The organism is candidate division KSB1 bacterium, from assembly GCA_034506255.1.
Lineage (GTDB): Bacteria > Zhuqueibacterota > Zhuqueibacteria > Zhuqueibacterales > Zhuqueibacteraceae > Coneutiohabitans > Coneutiohabitans thermophilus.
On sequence record JAPDPX010000003.1, the window covers coordinates 20,508 to 45,067 of the forward strand.

18 protein-coding genes are annotated in these 24,560 nt (G+C 58.0%); 4 read left to right on the forward strand and 14 right to left on the reverse strand.

Annotated elements, in window-relative coordinates; genetic code table 11:
* Positions 1-42 precede the first annotated feature (42 nt).
* The 14 genes from ONB52_06325 to rpmH all read right to left on the reverse strand — a co-directional run bounded on the left by ONB52_06325 (position 43) and on the right by rpmH (position 19,217).
* Complete coding sequence (locus ONB52_06325; protein ID MDZ7415762.1) at positions 43-3,423, reverse strand: hypothetical protein; 3,381 nt, start codon at positions 3,421-3,423, stop codon at positions 43-45.
* A gap of 347 nt (positions 3,424-3,770) precedes the next feature.
* Positions 3,771-4,463: a DUF4159 domain-containing protein gene (locus tag ONB52_06330; GenBank protein MDZ7415763.1), complete on the reverse strand. Its 693-nt coding sequence runs from the start codon at positions 4,461-4,463 to the stop codon at positions 3,771-3,773.
* A 7-nt stretch (positions 4,464-4,470) separates the two neighbouring features.
* A complete protein-coding gene (locus tag ONB52_06335; protein MDZ7415764.1) occupies positions 4,471-5,763 on the reverse strand; it encodes a peptidylprolyl isomerase in 1,293 nt (430 codons plus the stop codon).
* A gap of 11 nt (positions 5,764-5,774) precedes the next feature.
* Positions 5,775-6,671 carry a peptidylprolyl isomerase gene (locus tag ONB52_06340; GenBank protein ID MDZ7415765.1) on the reverse strand — a complete coding sequence of 299 codons (897 nt, stop codon included), beginning with the start codon at positions 6,669-6,671 and terminating at the stop codon, positions 5,775-5,777.
* 152 nt (positions 6,672-6,823) lie between these two features.
* A complete protein-coding gene (gene mfd, locus ONB52_06345; protein ID MDZ7415766.1) occupies positions 6,824-10,156 on the reverse strand; it encodes a transcription-repair coupling factor in 3,333 nt (1,110 codons plus the stop codon).
* A gap of 197 nt (positions 10,157-10,353) precedes the next feature.
* Positions 10,354-11,280 carry an N-acetylmuramic acid 6-phosphate etherase gene (murQ, locus tag ONB52_06350; GenBank protein ID MDZ7415767.1) on the reverse strand — a complete coding sequence of 309 codons (927 nt, stop codon included), beginning with the start codon at positions 11,278-11,280 and terminating at the stop codon, positions 10,354-10,356.
* 83 nt (positions 11,281-11,363) lie between these two features.
* Positions 11,364-12,002 (reverse strand): 16S rRNA (guanine(527)-N(7))-methyltransferase RsmG, encoded by a 639-nt coding sequence (rsmG, locus tag ONB52_06355; GenBank protein MDZ7415768.1) that lies wholly within the window; start codon positions 12,000-12,002, stop codon positions 11,364-11,366.
* 286 nt (positions 12,003-12,288) lie between these two features.
* On the reverse strand, positions 12,289-14,220 hold the full coding sequence (mnmG, locus tag ONB52_06360) for a tRNA uridine-5-carboxymethylaminomethyl(34) synthesis enzyme MnmG (protein ID MDZ7415769.1): 1,932 nt from the start codon (positions 14,218-14,220) through the stop codon (positions 12,289-12,291).
* A gap of 31 nt (positions 14,221-14,251) precedes the next feature.
* The gene (locus ONB52_06365; GenBank protein ID MDZ7415770.1) at positions 14,252-14,893 is read right to left on the reverse strand and encodes a hypothetical protein; all 642 of its coding nucleotides are present in this window, start codon (positions 14,891-14,893) and stop codon (positions 14,252-14,254) included.
* A gap of 188 nt (positions 14,894-15,081) precedes the next feature.
* Positions 15,082-16,479: a tRNA uridine-5-carboxymethylaminomethyl(34) synthesis GTPase MnmE gene (gene mnmE / locus ONB52_06370; GenBank protein MDZ7415771.1), complete on the reverse strand. Its 1,398-nt coding sequence runs from the start codon at positions 16,477-16,479 to the stop codon at positions 15,082-15,084.
* Between the two features lie 135 nt (positions 16,480-16,614).
* The gene (gene yidC / locus ONB52_06375) at positions 16,615-18,408 is read right to left on the reverse strand and encodes a membrane protein insertase YidC (protein ID MDZ7415772.1); all 1,794 of its coding nucleotides are present in this window, start codon (positions 18,406-18,408) and stop codon (positions 16,615-16,617) included.
* Positions 18,409-18,466: 58 nt separating this feature from the next.
* Complete coding sequence (yidD, locus tag ONB52_06380) at positions 18,467-18,676, reverse strand: membrane protein insertion efficiency factor YidD (protein MDZ7415773.1); 210 nt, start codon at positions 18,674-18,676, stop codon at positions 18,467-18,469.
* A gap of 45 nt (positions 18,677-18,721) precedes the next feature.
* A complete protein-coding gene (gene rnpA, locus ONB52_06385) occupies positions 18,722-19,084 on the reverse strand; it encodes a ribonuclease P protein component (protein ID MDZ7415774.1) in 363 nt (120 codons plus the stop codon).
* Positions 19,074-19,217 carry a 50S ribosomal protein L34 gene (gene rpmH / locus ONB52_06390; protein MDZ7415775.1) on the reverse strand — a complete coding sequence of 48 codons (144 nt, stop codon included), beginning with the start codon at positions 19,215-19,217 and terminating at the stop codon, positions 19,074-19,076. The genes rnpA and rpmH overlap by 11 nt, the downstream gene beginning before the upstream one ends.
* Before the next feature lie 387 nt (positions 19,218-19,604).
* On the opposite strand from rpmH, the gene serS reads away from it, so the two are divergent.
* The 4 genes from serS to ONB52_06410 all read left to right on the forward strand — a co-directional run bounded on the left by serS (position 19,605) and on the right by ONB52_06410 (position 24,519).
* The gene (gene serS, locus ONB52_06395; protein ID MDZ7415776.1) at positions 19,605-20,903 is read left to right on the forward strand and encodes a serine--tRNA ligase; all 1,299 of its coding nucleotides are present in this window, start codon (positions 19,605-19,607) and stop codon (positions 20,901-20,903) included.
* 124 nt (positions 20,904-21,027) lie between these two features.
* On the forward strand, positions 21,028-22,251 hold the full coding sequence (locus ONB52_06400; GenBank protein MDZ7415777.1) for an SLBB domain-containing protein: 1,224 nt from the start codon (positions 21,028-21,030) through the stop codon (positions 22,249-22,251).
* A gap of 13 nt (positions 22,252-22,264) precedes the next feature.
* Complete coding sequence (locus tag ONB52_06405) at positions 22,265-23,557, forward strand: Wzz/FepE/Etk N-terminal domain-containing protein (GenBank protein ID MDZ7415778.1); 1,293 nt, start codon at positions 22,265-22,267, stop codon at positions 23,555-23,557.
* Positions 23,554-24,519, forward strand: a complete 966-nt coding sequence (locus tag ONB52_06410) for a class I SAM-dependent methyltransferase (protein ID MDZ7415779.1) — start codon at positions 23,554-23,556, stop codon at positions 24,517-24,519. The genes ONB52_06405 and ONB52_06410 overlap by 4 nt, the downstream gene beginning before the upstream one ends.
* Positions 24,520-24,560: the final 41 nt, after the last annotated feature.

The window sequence follows — 24,560 nt, forward strand, 5'->3', positions numbered from 1 at the left end:
CGGGCGGAGGGGTTCGGTGAGATTGCAGACCCCGGGCAAACTTCATTTCTTTTCCCCCTCTTGCTGTCGGGTGAGCGCTTCGAAGTATTTCTGAATCAGTTCACGGTAGTCGCGGGAGTATTTCTCGCGCAGGGCGTTCATCAAATCCTCCTGCATGCGCGTCCGGCGCCCGCCGAGGTCGTCCGGCAGGGCGCCGGGATCAATGCTGCGGTAGTTCCTGGCGCGTTCGGCCTGGCGTTCTTTGCTGTGATCACGCTCGCGCAGCGAACGTTGTGCATCCAGCATGCGTGAGAGAATCTGCTGCTGGCGTTCCAGGGTTTGGCGGTTGACGTTTTGCTGTTGCAGATCTTTCACCACTTCTTCCATGTCCCTGACGGTTTGGTCGAGACGGCCAAGAATCTCGCCGCGGTTGCCGAACTCCTGCAGCAACTGTTCGAGACTTTTTTGCACGGCAGCTTGTTCGGCGGCCATGCGCGCCATGGCGGCCTGCCGCTGCAGCGCACTCATGCCCTGCTCGGTGAGTCCCTCGGTTTGCTGATTGATGCCCTGTTGCTGGCCGGAAAGCCCGAGCAGGCGCTGCAGGAATTGTTCCATGCCCATCCCCATGCCCGGCTGACCGCTCATCTGCTGCATCGCCGCGCGCAGGCCGGCGACCGCACGATCCAGGCTCTGCATCGCCTGGCGCTGCGCCGTTGCCGCCTGCCGGCCGTTGCGCTGTTCGAGCTGTTGCAGCGCATTTTGCATGCTGTTCATCGCCTGGCCGACGGCGCGCGCCACTTCCGGTGTCACGGCGAAGCTCTTTTGCGAAGTTTGATGGAGTTGTTCTGCGACACGCCGCAGGCCGGAGAGCAGCTCCTGTTGCTGGTCGGCGGTATGATTGAATGTCATGTCTTCATTCTGCGGGGTGCTGCCGGCCTGGCTGCCGAGCTGTTCCTGGCGCTTGGAAAGCTGCAGCAAATCCAGCGAACTGCGCTGCAAGGCTTGCATGGCTTGGCGCTGCTGGCTTTCGCGCATTTCTTTTTGCGCGCCGGCCAGCGCCTCCCGCATGCGGTGCAGCGTTTGCGCCACACGCCGGCCCTGTTGTTGCGCCTGTGCCATTTGTCCCTGCTGCAGGCTCTCGGACATCTGCTCCATCCCACCGGCCAGGTTTTCCGACTGCATCATTTGCGCGGCTTGTTCGACCTTTTGCGCCGGCGATTGCTGTTGCAGCTCATGCAACAACGAGGAAATCTCCTGCAGCGGTTGTTCCAGCGCTTCGCTGTCCCGCTGCAGGGCTTTTTCCTGTGCGGCCAATTGTTCACGCGTCTGCGCGTCGGAGGGCTTCGCCGCCTTTTCGTTTATCTCCTGCTGCCGTTCCTGCAGATCCGCCGTCTTCTTGAGCGCCTCATCGAGTTTCTGTTCCGCCTGCAGTTGCTTGAGCAGGTTGATCGTGCGCTCCAGGCCCTTCAAAAATTCCTCCTGCGAAAACTGGAAGTTTTTCATCGCCTCTTCCAGCTTCTCCGGGTCGAGCGTTTCCATTGCCTTGCGCAGCTCGCCCAGGGCCTTTTGCAATTCCGGGGAGTTGATCTCCTGCAGCAGCTTTTGCAGTTCGAGATATTTGTTGAGTGTCTCCAGGCTGAGCAGATCGTTGCGCTCCATGGTGGTAATCATCTCCGCGAGCCGTTCCTGCATTTGCCGCAGGCTTTCGCGCATCTGCTCGCTCGCCCCCGCCGTTTCACTGAGCTTCTGTCGCTGCTCCCAATCGAGATTGGGGTCCTTCTTCAATTGTTGCGCCAGGTCGTCCAGCTTTTGCTTGACCTGTCTGGCTTGTTGATAAAGCTCCTGCATGTCTTGCGCCGTTTCGCTCTGCACGTTGGCGACTTCCTGATAGATTTCATAGAGCGAGGGAAAGCGCACCTGATAGGTCTGGCTGTGAGCAGCTTTGGGACCCCGCACCACGTCATTGTCCCGCACGCGCGCAAAATAGCGCACCACATCGTCCGGTTGCATCTCGAGCGTGGTGAAATCCCAAACCGCCTGCAACGTCAGACGGGGCTGATGCCGGTCGCTGAAGGGCAGCGGCCAGTGACCGGTCCGGCTTTCGCCCCCGAGACTCGGAAAGTGCTCGTAGACGATTTCAGCCGAGGAAAAGCCATAATCATCCTCGGCCAGCACGGTCAGCGGCAGTTGCATGCTTTCATCGAGATCGACGTCCTGGCCGGGAAAGGCAATGCGCACCGCCGGCGTCTGGTCGGTTTCCAGCTCGATGCGATATTGAATGGGATCGATATTGTGCAGGCCGTTGGCATCTTCCAGCACGATGGTGTAGCTGCCCGGCTGGGCGATGTTGAACTCTCCGCGGGCTGTCTCTCCGCTGAGCTGCAGCGGCAGGCTGGCGTTCCAACTGAAATGCACCGCGGCAGCACGCAGCTCCTTGCTGGCCTCGAGCTGCAAGCTGGCGCGTGCACCCGGCAGCGCCATGATATCGCCCAGGTTTTCCGCCAGCGCCTGCGGCGGCCGCCGGGTGTAATCCGGATGGTGAATGGTGACCTGCAGCGAGCGAATCAGCGGCGGTTCGATCACGCGGACATGGTACCAGCGGCTGGTTTCTTCACCGAGGTGCACGCGATAGCTCAGACTCTCGCGTACACGTTCGAATTTGTGCTGGAAAACCAGGCTGCCGCTGTTTTTCATGACGGCTTGATTGACCGCCCTGGTGCCCTGAAGCTGCCATTCGAGCTGCACAGTCTCCGTGGTCAAATGATTGAGGCGGGCGGTGACGATCAGGTCTTCGCCTTTGACGATTTCGACATCGCCGGGCGTGAGGGAAAATTGCGTGGCGGTTTCTATGATCTGGCGATGGGGATTGAGAACAACAGTGGCGCCGGTGAACATGAACCCGGGCGCGGCACCCCAGGCCAGCACGCAGAGCGCAAACGCGACAAGCCCGGTGAGCACCCTTTTGCGGGGCGTGGTGCGCTGGAGAATGCCGCTGAAATCCAGGGCTTTGACTTGCTCGGAGACCCGGGTGAGCGCGGCGGCGGCGAGTGCCTTGCGCACCGCACTCCCCTGCTCTGCCGTGGAATCTGCATAGACTTGCAGGGCGTTGGCGAAACGATCGTGCACTTCCGGATGCAGTTTGCCGAGGCGCAGGGCAAGATCGATGGGAAGAGCGCCGGAAGGATGCGCCAGACTGTTCAGAACCGGCTGCAGCACCAGGCGCCATGTCGCATAAGCCACGACGGCCAGACTCGCCAGCGTCAGCATCCAACGAAACAGGGGGATGGCGGCCACACTGTGCGCCAGCACTGGCGCGAGCAGTGCCATGCCCGCGCATACGGCAATGTACAGGCCGAAGCGGCCCAGCCAGAGCAGGCGGCTCTCCTGCCGGCGCAGCTCGCGCAGGCGGCGCTGGAGTTCGAGATAAGTTTCGTGGACGGACATGGGTGATTGCTTTGTGGTAAATTAGAAGCCGGCTGGTCTTTTCAGTTCAGGAAATTCAGCAAGCACCTGCCTGATCAGGCGTCGGTTCAACAAGTCGATGTTCAACGATTTGACCCGCCTTGAAAAAGTCGCGGCATAAAATAACAACAGTCAGCCGTGCGGTCGTTTTCAGGATTCAGCCGGTCGGGGCGCTGCAGCCGCGAAGGCTTCCATAAAAAAACTGTTGCAATGCCCTGCGCATCAGTGCCCCCTCGCCGCGCATCGACCAGTCTTGCAGGGAGACGCAATTGAGCAATTGCCCGCAGGCAGAACCGGATGCTTTGGACAACATGGCCCTTTGGGCTGGGCTAGTTCATCAGGGCATACACCACAATATTTGTGCCCATGCGCAGTGCTTGTTCGCGCACCTCGGGCGGGTCACCGTGCACTTCGGGATCGGCCCAGCCGTCGGAAATGTTGGTGTTCCAGGTGTAGTATGCGATCAAGCGGCCTTCGTGAAACAGGCCAAAGGCTTTGGGCGGACCGCCATCGTGTTCATGGGTTTTCGGCACCCCGGCCGGGAATTCGAAATGGCAGTGATAAATCGGGTGGCTGAAGGGCAGCTCTACCCATTTCTTTTCGGGAAAGACCCTGGCCATTTCTTCACGGAAATACTTGTCCATGCCATAGTCATCGTCGGCATAGAGAAAACCGCCGCTGGTGAGATAGAGCCGCAGTTGTTGCGCCTCCTCCGCCGAGAATTGTATGCGGCCGTGGCCGGTCAGAAAAACCACGGGATACGCGAAGAGCTCGTGGTCGGTCAGTTCGACCTGGCGTTCCTCCCTGGCGGTGAGAATGGTGGTGTTTTGCGCCAGGAAGCGGAGCAGGTTGGGGATGATGGAGGGATCGTTGTACCAATCCCCGCCGCCGCGGTACTTGATGCGCGCCATCGTGAATTCGCTGCGGAGTTGTTGCTGCGCAAAAAGCGTGGAAGCAGCCGGCAGCGTCGCCAGCAGCACGAGCGTCGCAACCAGACCGCGGCAGGGGCGTCTCCCGGGCATTGTGGCTTCAGCTTTCATCGGCAATCTTGATGTACAGTTCCTTCTTGTATTCCTCGACCCACTTGCGGAATTCCTGCTCCGCCTTGTGGTTGAGCGCCATATCCTCGATTTGCTCCCAGTCTTCCTTGAGGTTGAACTGGCGCGGCTCGCGGCGCGCATCCAGGCGCACCAGGTGATAGCCGAATTGTGTCTTGAGCGGCGGTGAAATCTCGCCGGGCTTCAGCGTTTTGGCCACTTGCACGAATTCCGGGACCTGCAGTTGATCGATCTCGAACCAGCCCAGATCACCGCCCTTTTCATTGGTGGTGACATCGTTGGAATACTGCTTCGCCGCTTCTTCGAAAGTGATCTTGCCGGTGGCGAGCTCTTCGCGCAGGGTTTGCGCCTTGTCGCGGGTGCGGGCCTCATCGCCGGCGCTAGTGGCCACCCGGATGAGGAGATGGCGGACGTTGATCTTCTCGCCGCGGCGGTCGATCATTTGAATGATGTGAAACCCGAATTGCGTTTGCACCAGTCCGGAAATTTCGCCGGGTTGCAGGGCGAAGGCGGTTTCTTCGAATTCGCGCACGAAATCGCCGCGCTGGATGAAGCCGAGCTCCCCGCCACGTTTCGAGGAGCCGGGGTCTTCGGAATACTGGCTGGCGAGCTGTGCGAAGTTTTCCCCGGCACGGATGCGCTTGAGCAGGCCCTCGGCCTTCTCCCGGGCGGTGGCCAGCGCCTGCTCACCCGGCTGGATGTTCATCAGAATGTGGCTGAGTTTGACCGACTCCTTGATGGCGGGCAGACTGTCCTTCATGGTGTGATAAAAGTTTTCCACCTCCCGCCGTGAAATTTTGATGTTGCGATACTTCTGTTGTTGCAGGTTGCGCACCAGCAAGCCTTCGGAAATGTCGCGGCGCAGGGTGCGGCGAATCTTGCGCATGGGCTGGCCGAAGTATTCCTCCACTTTCTGCTCCGAGCCCAGTTGCTGCGTGATATTCTTGATGCGGTCTTCGAGCAACTGGTCAACCTGGCGTTCGTCCACCACCACGCTGTCCTCCTGCGCCTTGGTGAGCAGAACTTTTTGATCGACCAGGCTCGCCAGCGCGTTTTTTTGCAACTGGGCAAACTTCGCCGGTTCGCGGCGCGGATCGATCCCGAGTTGTATCGCGAGCTGGTAGGCATACTGACTCAGCTCGGATTGCAAAATGATTTTGTCATCCACCACTGCCACGACGCGATCGAGCACCTCCTGCGCCGGGCCACGATGGGGAATGAGCAGCAAGAGCAAAACAACAGGCGTTGTGAGAGGTCGAAACATGTTCTTCTCCGTTATGGCCTGGAATTGCGGGGCGGGGTGGGCAGCGAGTCCACTGCCAGGTTTTCCAGCAATTGATAGTTCTGTTCGATGGTCGTGTTGTTGCTCAGTTCGGCGAGCAGGGCGCGATGGCGTTCCTCCTGTTTGCGCGCCTTGAGCCTCGCTTCGATCTCATTGCGCACTTGCGCCAGCGGGCGCAGGCTCTCCGGCCGGAAACGCTCGACCACATAGAATAAATGATAGGCGTTGTCCATGGCAATGGGCGTGCTCATGGCACCCGGCCGCAGTTTGAGAATTTCCCGTGCGGCCCCCGGCACTTCCGATTCCGGCAGGTACATCTCCCACGACTGCGGACGGCCCTGCGCCTGGGCGCGCTCCTGCGCCACCCGGCTGAACAACGTGCCGCTGGTCAGTACCCGCCGCAGCGAGTCCGCCGTCTGCTGGCGCGGCACGGCAATGTGCCACACCTGAATTTCCGCTTCGCTGCGTTTGAAGCTTTCGCCATGGTCGCGATAGAACTGCTGAATTTCACTCTCGCTGACGGTCCAGTCGCGGTTGCTGATCTCCTGGTCGAGCAGGGCCTCGCCGAGGAGTTCGCGCTCGACGTGCCGCAGCCGCGCCTGCACCTCCGGTTTTTTATCCAGACCCTGGCGTTTCGCCTCCTGATATAAAAGCTGGGTGGTGATCCAGTTGGAAATGTAGCCTTGCAGTTGTTCCCTGCTGATGTTGTGGCGCATGGTGGGCGGAATCTCCGCGATGATTTGCTGCAGGGTGAGCGTGGCATCGCCCACGCGCACAATCACATCAGCGGCGTCGGTCGCCACCTGTTCTTCCTTGTGGGTGCAGGCGGAGAGAAAACAGGCCGCCATCAGCAAAACCAGAGGCCGCCACTTTGAGGTTCTTCGTTTCACGTTCCGTTCTTTCCAGGATGATTCACAACCATTGCGTGTTGATCTATGAAAAGCCGGGGATCTCGCACACCCGGGAAGGACTCGTCGTGCACGAAATCGGCTGTTGACCTGCCCGTCATCATCCGGGGCCGTCTGCAAGCTGGTGACAACCGTCAGGGCCGGTCTTGTTGCAGCCCCAGCAGCAGCTTTACGGTCATGGGCATGGCAGCCTGTCCCGGTGGCACGGCCATGCGGAAGCCAAGGCCGCCGTTCTCGAAGAATTCGATCGGATAAGGTGCACGGTTGACCAGCGCGCCGATCCATTCTTTGAAATTTTTGCCCGGTGCCGGGCAGGCCGCCGCGGAAAAAAGGCCGCGACTTTCTTTTGCCACTACTCGCAAACTCTTCAAACCCAGCGCTGTTCCGAGGATTTTCAAACTTGCCAGACCGAGTAGATTGCGCGCGGCAGGCGGCAACTTGCCGAAGCGGTCGGCCAGCTCATCCGCAATCGCCTCTATTTCCTGCATTGAGCCGGCTTCCGCCAGGCGGCGGTAGATGGCCACACGCTCCTCCGGCGGATCCACGTAGTCTTCGGGCAGATAGGCATCCGCCTCCAGATCCACACGGCAGGGTTCCCCCGGCACGAATGGCGCAGCCTGCTCAGGCTGCGCTTCCTGACGCGCCTCGCGCACAGCCTCCTCGAGAATGCGGGTGTAGAGATCGAAGCCGATGGCGTCGATCATGCCGCTTTGTTCCGCACCCAACAGGTTGCCCGCCCCGCGAATTTCCAGATCGCGCATCGCAATTTGAAAGCCGCTGCCGAGATCGGTGAACTCCTCGATCGTCTCCAGACGCTTGATGGCCTCCTGCGACAGGCTGTGGATGGGCGGCACCAAAAGATAGCAATAAGCCTTGTGATGGCTGCGGCCGACGCGGCCGCGCAGTTGATAGAGCTGGGCCAGCCCGAAGCGGTCCGCGCGGTTGATGAGCATGGTGTTGACGTTGGGCAAATCCAGGCCGGATTCAATGATCATGGTCGCCACCAGCACGTGATAGCGCCGCTGAATGAAGTTCAGCATCACCTCCTCCAGCTCGTGCTCACGCATCTGGCCATGCGCCACGCCGATTTCCACCTCCGGCACCAGGGCGCGCAGCAAACCGGCGAGGCGGTGAATCGAGCTGACCCGGTTGTGCACGAAGAACACCTGGCCGCCGCGGTGAATCTCGCGCATGATGGCCTGGCGCACCAGGTCGCGGTTGAATTGCACGACTTCGGTGTGAATCGGCAGGCGGTCACGGGGCGGCGTGTTGATGTTGGACATGTCGCGCACGCCGGTGAGCGCCATATGCAGCGTGCGCGGGATGGGCGTCGCAGACAGGGTGAGCACATCAACATTCACACGCAGCTTCTTGAGCATTTCCTTGTGGCGCACGCCAAAGCGCTGCTCTTCGTCCACAATCAACAGACCCAGGTCTTTGAAGCCGACATCCGCGGACAGCAGGCGATGCGTGCCGACAATGATGTCGATCTCCCCCTGTTTAAGACGCTCGACAATCTTTTTTTGTTCTGCCACCGAACGGAAGCGGGAAAGGACCTCGACCCTCACCGGGTAGCGTTGCAGACGATTGCGGAAGGTGTTGTAATGTTGCTGGGCGAGCAAAGTCGTTGGAACCAGCACGGCCACCTGCTTGCTGTCCTGCACCGCTTTGAAAGCTGCGCGAATGGCGACTTCCGTCTTGCCATAGCCGACATCGCCGCAAACCAGGCGATCCATCGGCCGTTCGTTTTCCATGTCCGCCTTCACCTGTGCCACGGCGCTGGCTTGATCCGGGGTGTCCTCGTATTCGAAAGAAGCTTCCAAGTCACGCTGCCAGACGGTGTCGGGAGAGAAGGCATGGCCTTTTTGCGCCTGCCGCTGTGCGTAAAGTTCTATCAGGTCGCGGGCAATGTCTTTGATGCGTTTTTTGGTTCGGGCTTTGAGTCGTTCCCAGTCCGGCGAGCCGAGTTTGTGAATTTTGGGCGCCGTGCCCTCCCGTGCGGTGTATTTCTGCACGCGATCCATCTTGTCCAGCGGCACGTAAAGCTTGTCACGGTCAAGATAGTGGATGACCAGGCATTCCTGTTCATGTCCGCCGATCTTGATGTGCTCCAGGCCCTGATAGCTGCCGATGCCGTGATCGACGTGCACGACGTAGTCCCCGCGTCTGAGCGTTTTAAGCTGCCGGAAAGTGAGCCCCCGGCGGGGCTTCCGGCGCCTGCGAATGCGGCGCATCCGGCCATAGAATTCATGATCCGTGTAGACCAGCAGTGGCAGATGCGGCAGGCTGAAGCCGTGGTGGATTGGGCCGCTGAGCACGTTGATGGCGAAGGAAGCCAGCTCGCTCTCCTCCAGCAGCTCGGCGATGCGCTCCGCGTGTGTCGATGATTCACAAACGAAAAATATCGGTGCCGGCCGGCCGGTGCCGCTTTTTTCCCTGAAAGCCTCCAGATCCCGGCGCAGGGCTTTCAAGTCGCCATGCAGGGCCGGTTGGGGTGTGGCATGCCAGTCGATGATCTCATCGCTGCTGCCCTGCGGCTGTCTGCCAAAGGTCAGACGGCGGAAGCGCTGAAAACGCGTCGCGAAAGAAGACCAGCTCTCTGCCCCGTCTTCCACTGCTGTCTCAGTGGCGAGCCAGTCCTCATCATCAGGATCGGATTGCGTCTGCCGGCAGGAGAGCGCCGCGAGAATTCGCGCCGGCTGGAAGAAGCAGACAATCGTCTCTTTAGGAAGATAGTCGAGCAGCGTGCAGGACGGCGTCCGGCCGGATAGTGAGGAATCCTCAATATGTCTGTCGTTCCAGGTCAGCTCGGCAATGCTTTGCGGCAACAGAATGGCTTGGGCAATTTCGTTTTCGGAACGCTGGGTCGCGGGGTCGAATTCGCGCAGCGATTCGATGCGGTCGCCCCAAAACTCGATGCGCACCGGCAGCGTGCGTGACAGTGGAAAGAGGTCGATGATCCCGCCGCGCACCGCCAGCTCGCCCGGCTGTTCCACCAGGGTCTGGCGCTGGAAACCCAGCTCGATCAATTGTGACACCAGTGTCTCGAAGGGCATCTCATCGCCGGGCCGCAATTCGATTTTTTTGGTGTGCAAAGTCTGGGGCGCGAGCAGGGGTTCGAGCACGGCGGCAGCCGTGGTGAGCACCACCGGCGGTCGGGCTCTGCCGGGCTGCTTGTTGCCGGTGTATTCGACAAGATGTTCGATTGTTTCGATCTGCTGGGACAGCGGCTGGGGATCCGGATGGCCCCACGGCAGCATTTTGATGGCGGGAAAGTAGATTGCTTCGCCCGTTGCCAGCAGCTCCGCCAGCTCATCCCGCATCAGTTCAGCCTGATCGGCATGCGGCAGCACACAAAGAAAAGGGCTATTGCTCTGCCTTTGCAGCAACGCGACCAGCAGCGCCGGCAGCGAACCGGCTACACCGTGCAACGTCAAGTTGGCGCCGCCCGCCAGTCTGTTCATCATCTCTTCGAATGGTTTTGCCGAAGAGAGAATTGTTTTGATTTGTTCCACTGCCGAAAAAGACATCGGATCAACTGCCATGGAAAACACCGTGCAGGGTTGTGAGACTGCCCCTGCTTTTTTTGCCAACCATGTTGTTGCAGCGCCCGTTCGCCACCGTGATTCATCTTTCCTGCGTAAACCGGCGCCGCCTCAATACATCAGTCTGCTGCCACTGGCTGGGCAATTGCGGCGCGAATGAAACCGTTGGCCCTCTCCAGTCGCGCATGCGCCTCCTGGGCTGGGACGTTTGCCAGCAGCATCACCAAAGCGGTCTTGACATGGCCGCCGGCCTTGTCGAGCACGGCAGCAGCCTTTTCATAACTGACGCCTGTTACCATCATCACTACGCGCTTGGAGCGCTCCTCCAGTTTTTTCGAGGTCATGCGCAGGTCGACCATCATATTGCCATAGACTTTTCCCAGGCGAATCATGGCGGTGGTGGTCAGCATGTTGAGCACGAGCTTGGTGGCGGTGCCGGCTTTCATGCGTGTTGAGCCCATGATTACCTCCGGCCCGACAACGGGGCAGATGGCCACATCCACCGGGATCGTGATTTCTGCGCGGGGATTGCAAGTGAGATAGACGGTTTTGGCACCGATCTCACGGGCATATTCCAATGCGCCCAGAACGTAGGGGGTTCGGCGGCTGGCAGCAATACCGAACGCCACGTCTTTGCGATTGAAGCCGGCCTCGCGCAAATCCGCCCCGCCGTTTTCACGGATATCTTCCGCACCCTCCTGCGACCGCACCAGTGCCTTGTAGCCGCCGGCGATGATGCCCTGAATCATCTCCGGATCAGTGCCGTAGGTGGGCGGACATTCCGATGCGTCCAAAATGCCAAGCCGGCCGCTGGTGCCGGCGCCGATGTAAAACAGCCGGCCGCCGTTTTTGAATGCTGCCACCACAATTTCCACTGCCTGCGCAATGTAGGGAATCTCCTGCGCGACAATGTCCGGAATCAATCTGTCTTCTTGATTGATGAGGTGCAGAATCTCCAGGGTATCTTTAGCATCAATGTCCATTGTGCGCGGGTTGCGCGTCTCGGTAATCAGGTCCTTGATCTCGTCGAAAACCTGTTTGCTCATCTTCCTTCCCTTCCTCTCAACATTAGCCTTGCGCCGGCCAACCCTTTCTCCCGGGCTGATGCCGGTGTTGCGGCTGCACCAGTTTAGGTTTTTTTAATCACCACCACGAAGCGGGAGGGCTCGATCTCCCATTCCGCCGGGTATTTTACCTGACTCAATACTAGACCCGGGAAGACCGCCAGCAGCTCTTTGCACTCTGCTTCGAGGTCGCCACCCTTTTGTGCAAGCAGGCAGCCACCGGCTTTCAAAACCGGCAATGACCATTGCCAGAGTTTGACAAGGCTTGCGACGGCGCGCACGACGACAAAATCAAAGCGCGAATGAAATTCGGGACCGAGCGATTCGGCACGGGCACAGACCGCAATGGCATTTTTCAACTCCAACGCGCGAATCGCTTCCTGCAGGAACAGAAATTTCATCCGCCGCGAATCGAGCAGGGTGATCTCAAGGTCAGGTTGTGCGATCTTTATCGGGATGCCGGGGAACCCTCCCCCGCTGCCGAGATCAAGCACGGTTGCTTTTGGATGAAGCAGACCGGTACCCAGCAGGCCAAGGGATTCGACAACATGACGTTTGCTCAGGCGCGCTTCATTTTCATCGGATTTGGAAACCAGGCTCGCACGCGGATTCCATTCCAACAACAGCCGGAGGTACTGCTCAAATTGGGCGAGCTGAGATGCGCTGAGCGGAAAACCGGCTGGCAAAAAGGAGAGAAGACTCATCAGTTCTTGTCTTGATCGGGCCTCGTCATTGAGCTCGTGAAGCAATTACAGGCAATCATCCTGTCCCGTCTGCTTTGATACTAAGCTTGAGATTTGGGCGGGCAATGCGGACTGTTTCACGTGAAACAACCTCCGCTGCTTGACTTCTGAAAAAGTGTTTTGCCGGGATGTGGCTTTATCAACTTCATCTCATCCCTGCTCATTTTGTCTTGTCCAACAAGTCGGTCCAGTAAATTTGTTCGCCCGATTTATGGTTGGCCAACCAGACGAGGTCACTCGTTTTTTTTTACTCTTCCATCATATCGATTTCAAGCTCCGCCGCTGTTTCACGTGAAACATGCTTGAAGCCCTTTTTGGCATAAACCAGCAGAGCGGCAATGTCTGCCGGTGAGACGCCGGAAATGCGCGAAGCCTGTCCAAATGTTGTGGGCTTGATGCGATTCAATTTTTCCCGGGCTTCGGAGGAGAGTGCTATGAGTTTGCTGTAGTCAAGATTGTGGGGCAGCCGCTTATCTTCCAATTTTTGAAAACGCGCGACAGCCTCCCGTTGCCGGGCAATGAAGCCGGCGTACTTGACCTCGATTTCGACTTGCTCCGCAACTTTTTCCCAAAAAGGATCCTGCCAGTGTTCCCAGAGCTCAAGCCTGCCAAAGCCACGCAAATCCGACAAGCTGACCTCCGCCCGCCGCAAGATTTTGTGCAGACTTTCCTTTTGCTGGATCGGAGTCGTGCCGCGCGCTCTCAGGCGATCGTTTATCTCCGCAGGTTCGACTTGAATCTCTTTGAGTGCAGCTATCATCCCGACCACCGCCTGCTGTTTGCGTTGCACTCTCTGATATTGCGTTTCTGTCAGCAATCCCAATTGCCGGCCATACTGCGAGAGACGCAAATCCGCATTGTCCTGCCGGAGCAGCAGGCGGTACTCCGCCCGGCTTGTAAACATGCGATAAGGCTCAATCGTGCCCTTGGTCACCAAATCGTCGATCAGCACGCCGATATAAGCTTCACTGCGACTGAGCACAAAAGGCGCCTCTCCCCTGCACTTCAGCGCTGCGTTCACTCCCGCCATAAAGCCCTGCACCGCCGCCTCTTCATAGCCAGTGGTGCCGTTCACTTGTCCTGCAAAAAAGAGATGGCTGATCTTCTTGGACTCCAACCATGGGTAGAGCTGTGTCGGTTGGAAAAAGTCATACTCCACAGCATAACCCATGCGGGTAATCTGAACGTGCTCCAAACCGGGGATGGTCCGAATCGCCGCAGTTTGAACCTCTTCCGGCAGGCTGGTCGAGAAACCGTTGATATAAACTTCCGTCGTATTGCGCCCCTCCGGTTCCAGGAAGATTTGATGCCGCGGTTTGTCGGCAAAGCGGGTGATCTTGTCTTCTATGGAAGGACAATATCTCGGCCCCACTCCCTTGATACGGCCGGTGTACATTGGCGAGCGATCCAGCCCCTTGCGCAGCTCTTCATGCGTGCGTTCGTTGGTGCAGGTGAGAAAGCACGGCATCTGCTCGAGCTCGAGTTTGTCGTGCCAGAACGAGAACGGCGGCGGCGGCTCATCGCCCGGCTGCCTCTCGGTGCTGGAATAGTCGATCGTGCGGCCGTTCAGGCGGGGCGGCGTGCCGGTTTTGAGGCGGGCCGTCTCAATGCCGTGGGCAAGCAGAGATTCCGTCAGTCCCTTCGCGGCAAACTCACCGGCGCGTCCGGCCTCGTAACTTTTCAATCCGATGTGAATGACGCCATTGAGAAAGGTTCCGGCAGTGATGACAATGTTGCGGCATGCAATTTTCCCCCCCAGCATCGTTTCCACCGCAACGGCTTTGCCATGCTCAACCACCAGACCGGTTGCCATGTCCTGGCGAATATCGAGATGCTCCTGCCGTTCACACGCCAGCCTGACCCGCGCTGCATATTGCACGCGGTCGGCCTGCGCGCGCGGCGACCAGACTGCCGGGCCCTTGCCTTTGTTCAGCATGCGAAATTGTATGCCGGCGTCGTCGATCGCCAGGCCCATCTCTCCTCCCATGGCATCCAGTTCCCGGACGAGCTGCCCTTTGGCCACGCCACCAATGGCGGGATTGCAGGACATTTGTCCGATGGTGGAGACGTTCATTGTCATCAGCAGGGTGCGGCAACCCATGCGTGCGGCGGCAAGAGCAGCTTCGATGCCGGCATGACCGGCACCGATGACGACAACATCATAAATCGAATCCGACATCGAAATTTATTCTCCGCAGTGAAAAACCTTTTCACTTTCCGGTTTCATACTCCAGTCTGCCGAGCTGGATGATGCTTTCCAAATCTTCCTTTTCGGAAGGAGCTTCACGATCGAAAAGTGCTCTCACCTCGGCGAGCTGACTTTCATCCACCTGCCCCAGCATGCGGGAAATATCTGCCAGATCTTGCAGACGACCAGCGCGGTACTTCATCAGGACGAGGTACGCCAGAGGTAAAATAGGCAAGTTCTCTGCATCGCGATTGTTTTGCGCGGCAGCGAGGGCGTGCGGCCACCATGACTCACGGACGGCGATGAGATCAACTATTTTCCCCTCTGGGCTGCGCCAGCTAGAACCCCCGATCGTCAACGTTCCCTCAAACCGGTAGCCCGCTTCCTGGAGCCTGGCCTGGGCCTCGCTCTGCTGCTCAGCCAGGATGACGATATCAATATCCTGCGTGAGTCGTTCCGGCATGTAATGCCGGCTGGCGACCGCGCCAACGACCGCAAATTTTATCGGAGCGAGGATCGTAACGAGATCGGGCCAGCTCATGGTGGTTGTCCTTTTAGTGAGAAAGGCCGTGGCACTGCCCGAGCCGGGCTGCACATGGCGCCGCGCCAAAGCGATCAACAGCCGGCGTTTGCCGGCGGTGACCTCTGCGTCAGTAGTTTTCATGGCAACAGCCTCTCCATTCGATTCCCGCTGAAAGATGGGGCGAAGATAAGGAATTCGCAGTGATTTTTCAATGAAGCATTCCGCTCCAGCCGGATTGCCATGAGCAGCGTCCCGGCAGTTGCACAGGATTGCGTCGGACACTGTTTGTCGGCGCACTTTGCCGGTCCGTTGCGACGCGAACTGCCCGACTATTTGCCGATGCAAAAATTTGCGAAGATTTCCCCCAAAATATCCTCGTTGGTCACCTCGCCGATCAAAGCACCCAACTGAAAAATCACTTCACGCAGGTCCACGGCAACGAATTCCGCCGAGAGATTGTCGTGCAGCGATTGTGCGGCGGCATGCAATGCCGTGCGTGCTTTCTCCAGACAGAGGCGCTGGCGGAGATTGACGTAGCCCGTTTCTTCCCTGTTTGCAGACGCTTTGGCCGTGACCAGCTCGACCAGCGCGTTTTCCAGTTCAGCAATGCCGTGGCCGGTGGTGGCCGAGGTTTTGATCCTTGCCACCTCCGCTGCCTGGAACTGAAAAGCGTGGGGGGAATCCGGCAGATCCGCCTTGTTGCTTACATGTAGGATTCCTAACAAAGAGCCGGTGGCGGCGCGTGCCCGGCAGATTTCGGCTATGGCTTCGTCCTCCCGGTCGGCGGCGCCCGAGCCATCCGTGACGAAGACGATGATGTCCGCCGCTTGCACCGCGCGGCGCGAGCGCGTCATGCCGATTTGCTCGAGCGCATCGCCATGCTGGCGAATGCCGGCGGTATCAATCAGGCGAAACAGGTGCCCGCCGAGCCGGATCCTCTCCTCCACCGTGTCGCGGGTGGTGCCGGGTATCGGACTGACGATGACCCGCTCATGCCGCAGCAGCGCATTCATCAGGCTCGATTTGCCGACGTTGGGCTTGCCGATGATGGCGAGTTTCCAGCCCTCCTTCAAGGCCTGGCCGCGTTCGAAACCGGCAAGCAGGCGGGCGATCATGAGGTCGAGTTGCGCCAATTCCGCCTGCAATTGCGCCCGATCAGCAAACTCGACATCTTCTTCGCTGAAATCCAGGCCCAGTTCGAGCAGCGCGCAAGTATGCAGTAAGCGCTGCCGCAACGCCCTCACCTGGCTTGAAAAAGCCCCCTCGAGATGCGACAGGACATTTTGCAAATAGGCCGGCGACTCGGCAGCGATGATTTCGGCAACCGCCTCGGCCTGAATCAGATCGAGCTTGTGATTGAGCACGGCGCGTTTGGTAAACTCGCCGGGCTCAGCCAGGCGGCAGCCCGCGGCACAAAGTTGCTCGAGAATCAGATGCGGCACCAGCGTGCCGCCGTGGCAAAATATTTCGACCACGTCCTCACCGGTGTAGGAATGCGGCGCGGGATAGCGCACGATCATGACTTGATCGAGACGATTGCCGGAGAGATCGCACAGCCAGGTGAGATGGGAGCGCCGCGGGGCGAAGTCCGCCAGCTCCCCACCCTTCGGCAGCAGGCGGCTGGCGATCGCAAAGGCGGATGGTCCGGAGAGACGCAGCCCGGCCACGCTGCCGCGTCCCGTGGCAGTCATAATAGCGGCGATGGTGTCTTGTTCGGCAGCAGCCATAATTAAAACCCCGGTGCGCAGGGCCGGGGCCTGCGTGTTGCCCTGCAAATTGAAATCCCACACCGCCGCGAAGCAGAAGGCGCTTCGTCTGCAATGTGGGATCTCGGCAGACCGGCAGCAGTTGCCAATCGCGGCCTACTTGTTCAACAAGCGCTTGCGGGAGAGTGCGGCATGCAAGCCACCGCGCTTTAGCTGCGCCAGTTCTTTCATCCGTTTGCGGCGTTCCTCGAGATCCTCCGGCGGCTTGGTCATGTACTTTTGCTGCAGGATGCTGAGTACATTGAAGAGGGCATAGTAGAGATTCAACCCCGAGGGAAAATTGTTGAACATCAGCGTGAACAGGATCGGCATGAGGTAGATCATCGCCTTCTGCTTGGGGTCGGTGATCGACATTTTCTGCTGGATGAACATGGTGATGCCCATCAACAGGGGCAGCAGCGCCACCTGGTTGCCGTACAGTGGCAGCGAGAAGGGCAGGTGAAAAATCGTGTCCGGTGCCGACAGGTCCTGAATCCAGCCCACGAATGGTGCCTGGCGGAATTCGATGGTGGAGCCGAACACCGTGAACATGGCGAAGAGCAGCGGCATCTGCAGCAGCAACGGCAGGCATCCGCCCAGGGGGTTGACACCGTATTCGCGGTAGAGCTTCATCACCTCTTCGTTCAGGCGCTGGGGATCCTTCGCATATTTCTCCTGCAGCTCCTTCATCTTGGGCTGCAAAAGCTGCATCTGCTTCATCGATTCGTTGGTCTTCTTGGTGAGCGGATGCAGGATGATCTTGATCAGGAAGGCGAAGATGATGATGACGACGCCATAGTTCGGCACGAAATTGTGCATCCCCTGCAGCGATTTGAGCACCATCCAACTGAACGGCCGGATGATGCTCCAGCCCAGGTTCATCAGACGGTGTGTGCCCAGAGCTTCCAGCCGGTCATAATCAATGGGACCGAGATAGACTTTGAAATCGTGCACCGTCGCGCTTTGGCGTGCCAGCGGCATTTTCAGGTCCATCTGATAACTTTTGAGACGGGTTTCCTGGCCGGGCACATAGGTTGAGCCGCCGGAAAGCAGCACGCCGCGCGCCGGCTGCGAAGCGGGCACAATGGCGCAGGTGAAATACTTTGTGCGTGTCGCCGCCCACGCAATGTCGCGTTCATCCTCCTTGAGCTCTTTGTGTGCTTTGTCACCGACGTCGAGGTCCAGCAGATCCTCGCCGATGAAAGTATACGCCCGCGCCTCGGCCATATCGGCTTTCAGGCTGGGTTCGGTCGGTGCCAGGCCTGTTCGCCAGCGCAGGTTGTAATGGTAGCCCGCGACAAGATCATTGACGTTTTCCAATTCGAGGCGCAGGCCGATGGTGTAATCGTCGGCGGAGAAGTCATAGGTCTTGCGCACGCGTTTGCCCGGCTCCAATTCACGCTCGAACACCAGCTTGTGTTTTCCCCCCACCGGCAGGTGAATGCTCGAGTCTTTGCAAGTGAAGTTGTACTGGCTGGTATTCAGGCTGTCGCTTTCGCCGGGAAAAACCACCGAAAGGTTGTCCGTGCCCTGCTGGACAATGGTGATGGGTGTGCCGTTGTGGAGAAAATATTTTTTGAACTGCCATTCTTTGATTGTTCCACCCAGGGTCGAGAGCACGCCGCGATACAGCGGCGTCTCCACGATAATTTCACGTTCGAACTGCTTTTCCTTCTGCCAAACAACCATCTCCCTGCCGGGTGTGGCGGAGAGGGTATCGCCGGTGTCAAAAGTGAGGACAGCCGCCGCGGTGGAATCTTTGGAGGTTTGGGTTTTGACCGCGGCGGGTGCCGTCGGCACTGCGCGGCCGAACAACCGGCCGTAAAGCCGCTCATAAAAATCGCTTTGAATGAAAACGAAAATCAGCACAATGAGCAGGGAAGCCAGCAGTGTTCTTTTGTCGAATTGCATCTTTACATACCTGATTTATGAAAACGAATACCACCGCGGAATTGATTGCTGATGAAGCTCAGGGCACAGGATCGTAGCCGCCGGCGTGCCAGGGGTGACAGCGGAGGAGGCGCCGGACACCCAAATAAACGCCCTTGAGCGCGCCGTGCTTGAGGATGGCCTGGCACGTGTACTCTGAGCAGCTCGGATAAAAACGGCAAGCAGGCGGAAGGGCGGGTGAGAGCACGCGTTGATACACGCGAATCAACAGCACCAGAATTGTCTTCATCGCAGGAATGGTTCAGGAGCGGTGGGCAATACCACAGAATGTTCGTCAATTGGCAGCCGCGGCAAGAATGCGCGCCAGTCTGCGCATTCCGGCCCGCACGGCCTCGAAATCAGCCTCCAAAATCCGCGCATGCCCGATGAAGATGATCGCGGCGCCGGCAGCAAATTCGTGTTGCTCCAGACGGTAGGCTTCGCGCAGGCGGCGCTTGACGGCATTGCGCTGCACCGCACGCTTCACCCGCCTGCTGGCTGCAAATGCCACCTGCCGGCTGCCGGCTTTCATCCAAACCATATCCACCAACTGTCCGTGCTGGTGCCGGCCCTTTTCAAACAGCTCCTGAAAACGTCTGGCCCCGCGCAGGATGGCTGTTTTGGGGAGGCCATACCGGCGATGCACATCATTCGTCACTGACAGTGAGGCGCTTTCTGCCTTTGGCGCGACGGCGCTTGAGGACATTCCGGCCATTCTTGGTGGACATGCGCTCGCGGAAACCATGCTTGGCTTTGCGTTTGCGATTATGAGGCTGATAGGTTCTTTTCATCTTTCTACTTTCTGCTGATTCCTCGGGCTGCAGACAATTGGCTTTGGCAAACAGGCAGCAAACTTAGACTATTCTCCCTGAAAAGTCAAGCAGTTTTTGGGCGCTATCTCGGTGTGATGCAGCCGGTTCAAGTCGTTGATTCCATTTGATAGATCGAGCCCGTGGCGACAGCATGATATTGGCCAGCACCACTCCCTGACCACCGGCTTGGTGATCGAAGCCGGGGAGCTGCACGAACAGCTTGCATTTGAAATGATACTTCAATACTTTTGCGCCTTGAATTTCACAGCCGTTGTGATCGAATCGGTCGCGCTGATGTCTGCTTCTGGTGCGCGGCCGGAGTTTGTCACGCAAGGCGGCCGGGCATCGCAAGTAAGGACTGCATACATGCTTGATCTCAAATTCATCCGCGAGAACTTCGCCGTTGTCGAAGCCGGCGTGCGCAAGAAAAATGTCAATCTCGACCTGTCGGAATTCCCCCGGCTGGAGGAGCAACGCCGCCAGCTTTTGATTCGCAGTGAAGAGTTGAAGGCGCGACGCAATCGGGTCTCCGAAGAAATCGGCCAGGCCAAAAAGCAGGGCCGGGAGGCCGCCGACCAAATGGCGGAAATGAAGCAGGTGGCCGAGCAAATCAAGGCGCTGGATGCCGAGCTCAAACAGGTCGAGGAGAAACTCTACCAACTGCAGATTCGCATTCCCAATTTGCCCCATGCCAGCGTGCCGGAGGGCAAAAGCTCGGCCGACAACGTTGTGGTACGGCACTGGGGTGAGCCGCCGCAATTCGAATTCGAAGCCAGGCCCCACTGGGTGTTGAACGAGTCGCTGCATCTGATCGACTTTGCCGGCGGCGCCAAAGTCACCGGCTCTTTTTGGGTCAACTTTTACGGCCGAGGCGCCAGGCTGGCGCGCGCCTTGATCAATTTCATGCTCGACCTGCATGTCGAGAAGCATGGCTACACCGAGGTGCTGCCACCCTTCGCGGTCAACCGCCAGGCAATGTTCGGCACCGGCCAGTTGCCCAAATTGGAAGACGACATGTACCGCATCGAAGCGGATGATCTCTTCCTGATTCCCACCGCGGAAGTGCCGGTCACCAATCTGCTGGCCGGTGAGTTGTTGCCGGCCGAGGGCCTGCCAATTTACTACACCGCCTACACGCCCTGCTTCCGCCGCGAAGCGGGTGCCTACGGCAAGGACACCAAGGGTTTGATGCGGCTGCATCAATTCGACAAAGTCGAGATGGTGAAGTTCGTGCGGCCGGAGACGAGTTACGAGGAACATGAAAAGCTGCTGCAGAACGCCGAAGAGGTTCTGCAACTGCTCGGCTTGCCCTATCGCGTGGTGCTGCTGTGCAGCGGCGACATGAGCTTTGCGGCCGCGAAGTGCTACGATCTTGAGGTCTGGGCGCCGGGCGTCAAGCAGTGGCTGGAAGTTTCCTCCTGTTCGAATTTCGAGGATTTTCAGGCCCGGCGGGCCAACATTCGTTTCCGGCCGGCGGCGGGCGCCAAGCCGCAATTCGTGCACACGCTCAACGCCTCGGGGCTGGCGCTGCCGCGCACCATCATCGCCATCATGGAAAATTATCAGACCGAAGAGGGCAGCATCGTGGTGCCGGAAGTGCTGCGCGATTTCATGGGCTGCAGCGTTTTGAAACAGACAGTGGAACCATTCCCGGCAGCGCGGTGATTTCCTCACGCTCACGCAAACGCCCCGGCAATCCGTTCGACGCGGGCGGGCAATGCGGGAGTATTTGCGCCCCCGAAGATCCGATTGCTCAACCTTCGATCGTAAGGAGAATATTCTCGCCAATATGAAAGCGACAAAACTCGCCATTTCTTTTCTGCTCATTGCCGCCAATTTGCTCACCGGCCAGTCCAAACACAATGACAAGCTGCAAATCGACGAAAAGGAACTCGCCAAATATCTGCAGCGGCAAAGTGATCAGCGTCCGCTGCCACAAGCCATCGAAGGCCCGGTTGATCCGGCCGTCTATCGTGTCGGGCCTGGGGACGTTTTGCGGATCAGCTTCTGGGGACCCTCCAGCGAGGACAACAGCATTTCCACCTCTGTCACGCCTGAATCCAGAGTTGTCATTCCAAGTGTGGGCACTCTGGATGTGAAAAATATGACGCTGGAAATGGTGCGAGCGGAAGTGAGTCGCGCATGCGCCGCCAAATATGACCCGCGCAACATCACGGTCACCGCGGATTTAACGCAATTGCGTCTGGTGCGGGCCCACATCTTTGGTGAAGTGCAGGCGCCCGGCTCATTCAACGCCACAGCGCTCGATCGTATCTCCTACTTCATTCAACAAGCCGAAGGCTGGACGGATTGGGCGAATCAGCGTCATGTGGAAGTGCGTCATGCCGATGGCACGACTGACACACTTGACATGTACAAACTGTATTACGAGGGCGATCTCGGCCAGGATCCCTACGTGCGTGCCGGCGATGTCATCTATGTGCCTCGTGTCAAATTGACCGGCAAAACCGCCTTTATCGAAGGAGAGGTCAGCCAGCCCGGCCCCCATCAAATCGCAGAAAACGAATCACTGCAGGAGCTGCTCTATCGCATCCGCGCCATCCACCGCTGGACTGACCTGGAGAAGATCTTCCTGGTGCGCGGCAAACAGCCGCCGGTTGCGGTGAATTTGTTCGGAGACAGCACGAATCACCACGGCGTTTCCGGCAGCACGAAAGTGGAGCATGGCGACCGCATCATTGTCACCGGCATGAAGGGCCATGTTTATGTTCACGGAGCTGTCAAGAATCCCGGCAATGTTCCCTATGTCGATGGTTATTCCGCCATCGATTATGTCGGTTTTGCCGGCGGTACCTCGGAGATGGCGGATCTGGAGAACCTCGTCGTCGTGCGCTCAGACACTGGCAAGAAGGAGAAGGGGACTCGTCTCGAGGTACGACGGGGCGATTCGATCATTGTGCCGGTTTCCGGGCGTATAAAACTATCCCAAACCCTTCAGCTTCTTTCACAAACCGCAACCATCATCATTGCCGTCATTGCCCTGAGAAAATAAACAAGAGTGTTCCATGGCCGACAACAACAACTCTCACCCTCTCGATGATCGGATGGATGGCCAGCCCAAACAGAGCTATTTGTTCGACCACCTTTATGTTCTTTTCAAGCGACGCAAGGTAATCGTACTCAGCATCCTGCTGACCGGCGTGCTCACCACCGGCATCGTACTGCTCATGCCAAACTGGTATGCCGCCACGGCCTCTGTGCTGCCGCCAAAACGGCCCGGTGGTTTGTTGAGCATGCTGGAAGGCAGTGCCTCCACGTTGTTCAAAAATTTGGCGGGTCTGGGTGTGCGGCTGGGCGGTTCATCCGATGCGTACAGTTACATCGCGATTTTGGAAAGCCGCTCGGCGATGGAACGAGTGGTGCAGAAATTCGACCTCGTCCGTGTTTACAAGAGTCGCAAAAATTCGGTGGAAGAGGCCATACGCACCCTGCGGGAGAATGTCGAATTCAACATTGCAACCGAGGGCAACATCACCATCACGGTTTATGACAAAAGCCCGCAACGCGCCGCCGACATGGCGAACTATTTCGTGAAGCTGCTCAACGAAATCAGCCGGGAACTGGGGACCACGGAGGCACGCAACAATCGCGAATTCATTGAAAAACGCTATCGCCAAAATGTCGAGGATTTGCGCCGCGCCGAAGACAGTCTGAAAGCGTTCCAGCAAAAATACGGCATCTACGCATTGCCGCAGCAAACCGAAAGTGCCATCAAGGCGGCGGCTGAGCTGAAATCCGCGCAGGTGCAGAAGCAAATGGAATTCGACATTGCACGCCGCATGTTTGGCGCGGAAAACCCCCGCACACAAGCCCTGCAGCTTGAACTGATGGAACTGAATCGCAGGCTGAGTGAGATCAAGTACGGCACGGATGACTGGTTTCAGCAATCCTCCCTCAATTTCTTCGTCCCCTTCAAAGATGTACCGGAGCTGGGAACCGAATATCTCCGGCGTTTTCGCGAGTTTGAGATTCAAAATCGTTTGATGGAATTCCTGCTGCCCTTGTATGAGCAGGCCAAAATCGATGAGAACAAGGACACGCCGGTGGTTTTGGTACTCGACCACGCCGTGCCACCGGAACGCAAGAGCCGGCCGCACCGCACGCTCATCATCCTGATTTTCGTCTTTCTCGCCGCCATGTTCAGCACGACCTGGGCGTTCATCCGCGAAATTTATGAGCGCGAAAAAGAGCGCAATTGGAAGGTGGGCGCGATGGCAGAGGAACTCAGGCACGGCTCGCTTTATCGCAAGTTGCTGGGGGCAACGGCCTCGGAGGAAAAAGGGCAGCACGGTTTATGACCTGTAAAATTTGCGGACAGGCCGGCCTTCAACGAACCCATCGCGTACGCGAGATGATGTTTGGCTATCGCGAATGGTTCACCTATTACGAGTGTTTTAACTGCGGCTGTCTGCAAATTGCAGAAATCCCCGCCGACCTTTCAAAATACTACCCTGCGAATTACTATAGTTTGACGCACTTGCCGGACGCCCAAAACTACAATCCCGTACAAAAATTGATGAAAAGACTGCGCGATCGCTACGCGGTGTGTGGCAAAGGTGCGCTCGGCAAGTGGCTTTACCGGAAATTCCCGAATGAGAGCTTGTTCAGCCTGTCGGGCGTCGAATACCTGAGTAAAGACACCAGAATTCTGGATGTCGGCTGCGGCACAGGTATGTTGCTGTGGGATTTGCGAAACCTCGGCTTCACGAACACCATGGGCGTCGAACCCTTTCTGGAAAGGGATCTCGAATATGCCAACGGCCTGCACATACTGAAACGGACTTTTTTTGAGATTGGTGGCACGTGGGACCTCATCATGTTTCACCACGTGTTGGAGCATTTGGAGAATCCCGGGGATACGTTGCAGCACGCCGCGCGGCTGCTGGCGTCCAACGGCATGTGTCTGATCCGCACGCCGGTCGTCCCCTGCTATGCCTGGGAGCATTACGGCACCAATTGGGTGCAACTGGATGCGCCGCGCCATCTTTTTATTTATTCTGCCAAGGGCATCGAAATACTGGCCCAGCAAGCAAGCCTGAAATTGATAAAAAAACGCTTTGACTCAAACGACTTTCAGTTCTGGGGCAGCGAACAATATCGCAAAGATATACCCCTGATGGCGGACGTGTCATACCTGGTTGATACCGCGCCTCATCTTTTTTCAAAACGTCAGATCGCGGGCTTCAAAGCGCAGGCGGAGAAATTAAACGCTGCAAATTGCGGTGATTCCACAGTGTATTATTTGGCCAAATGCGAATAGCACATGCGAACGCATTTGTTCTGTTCCCTGTTTTCAGAGCT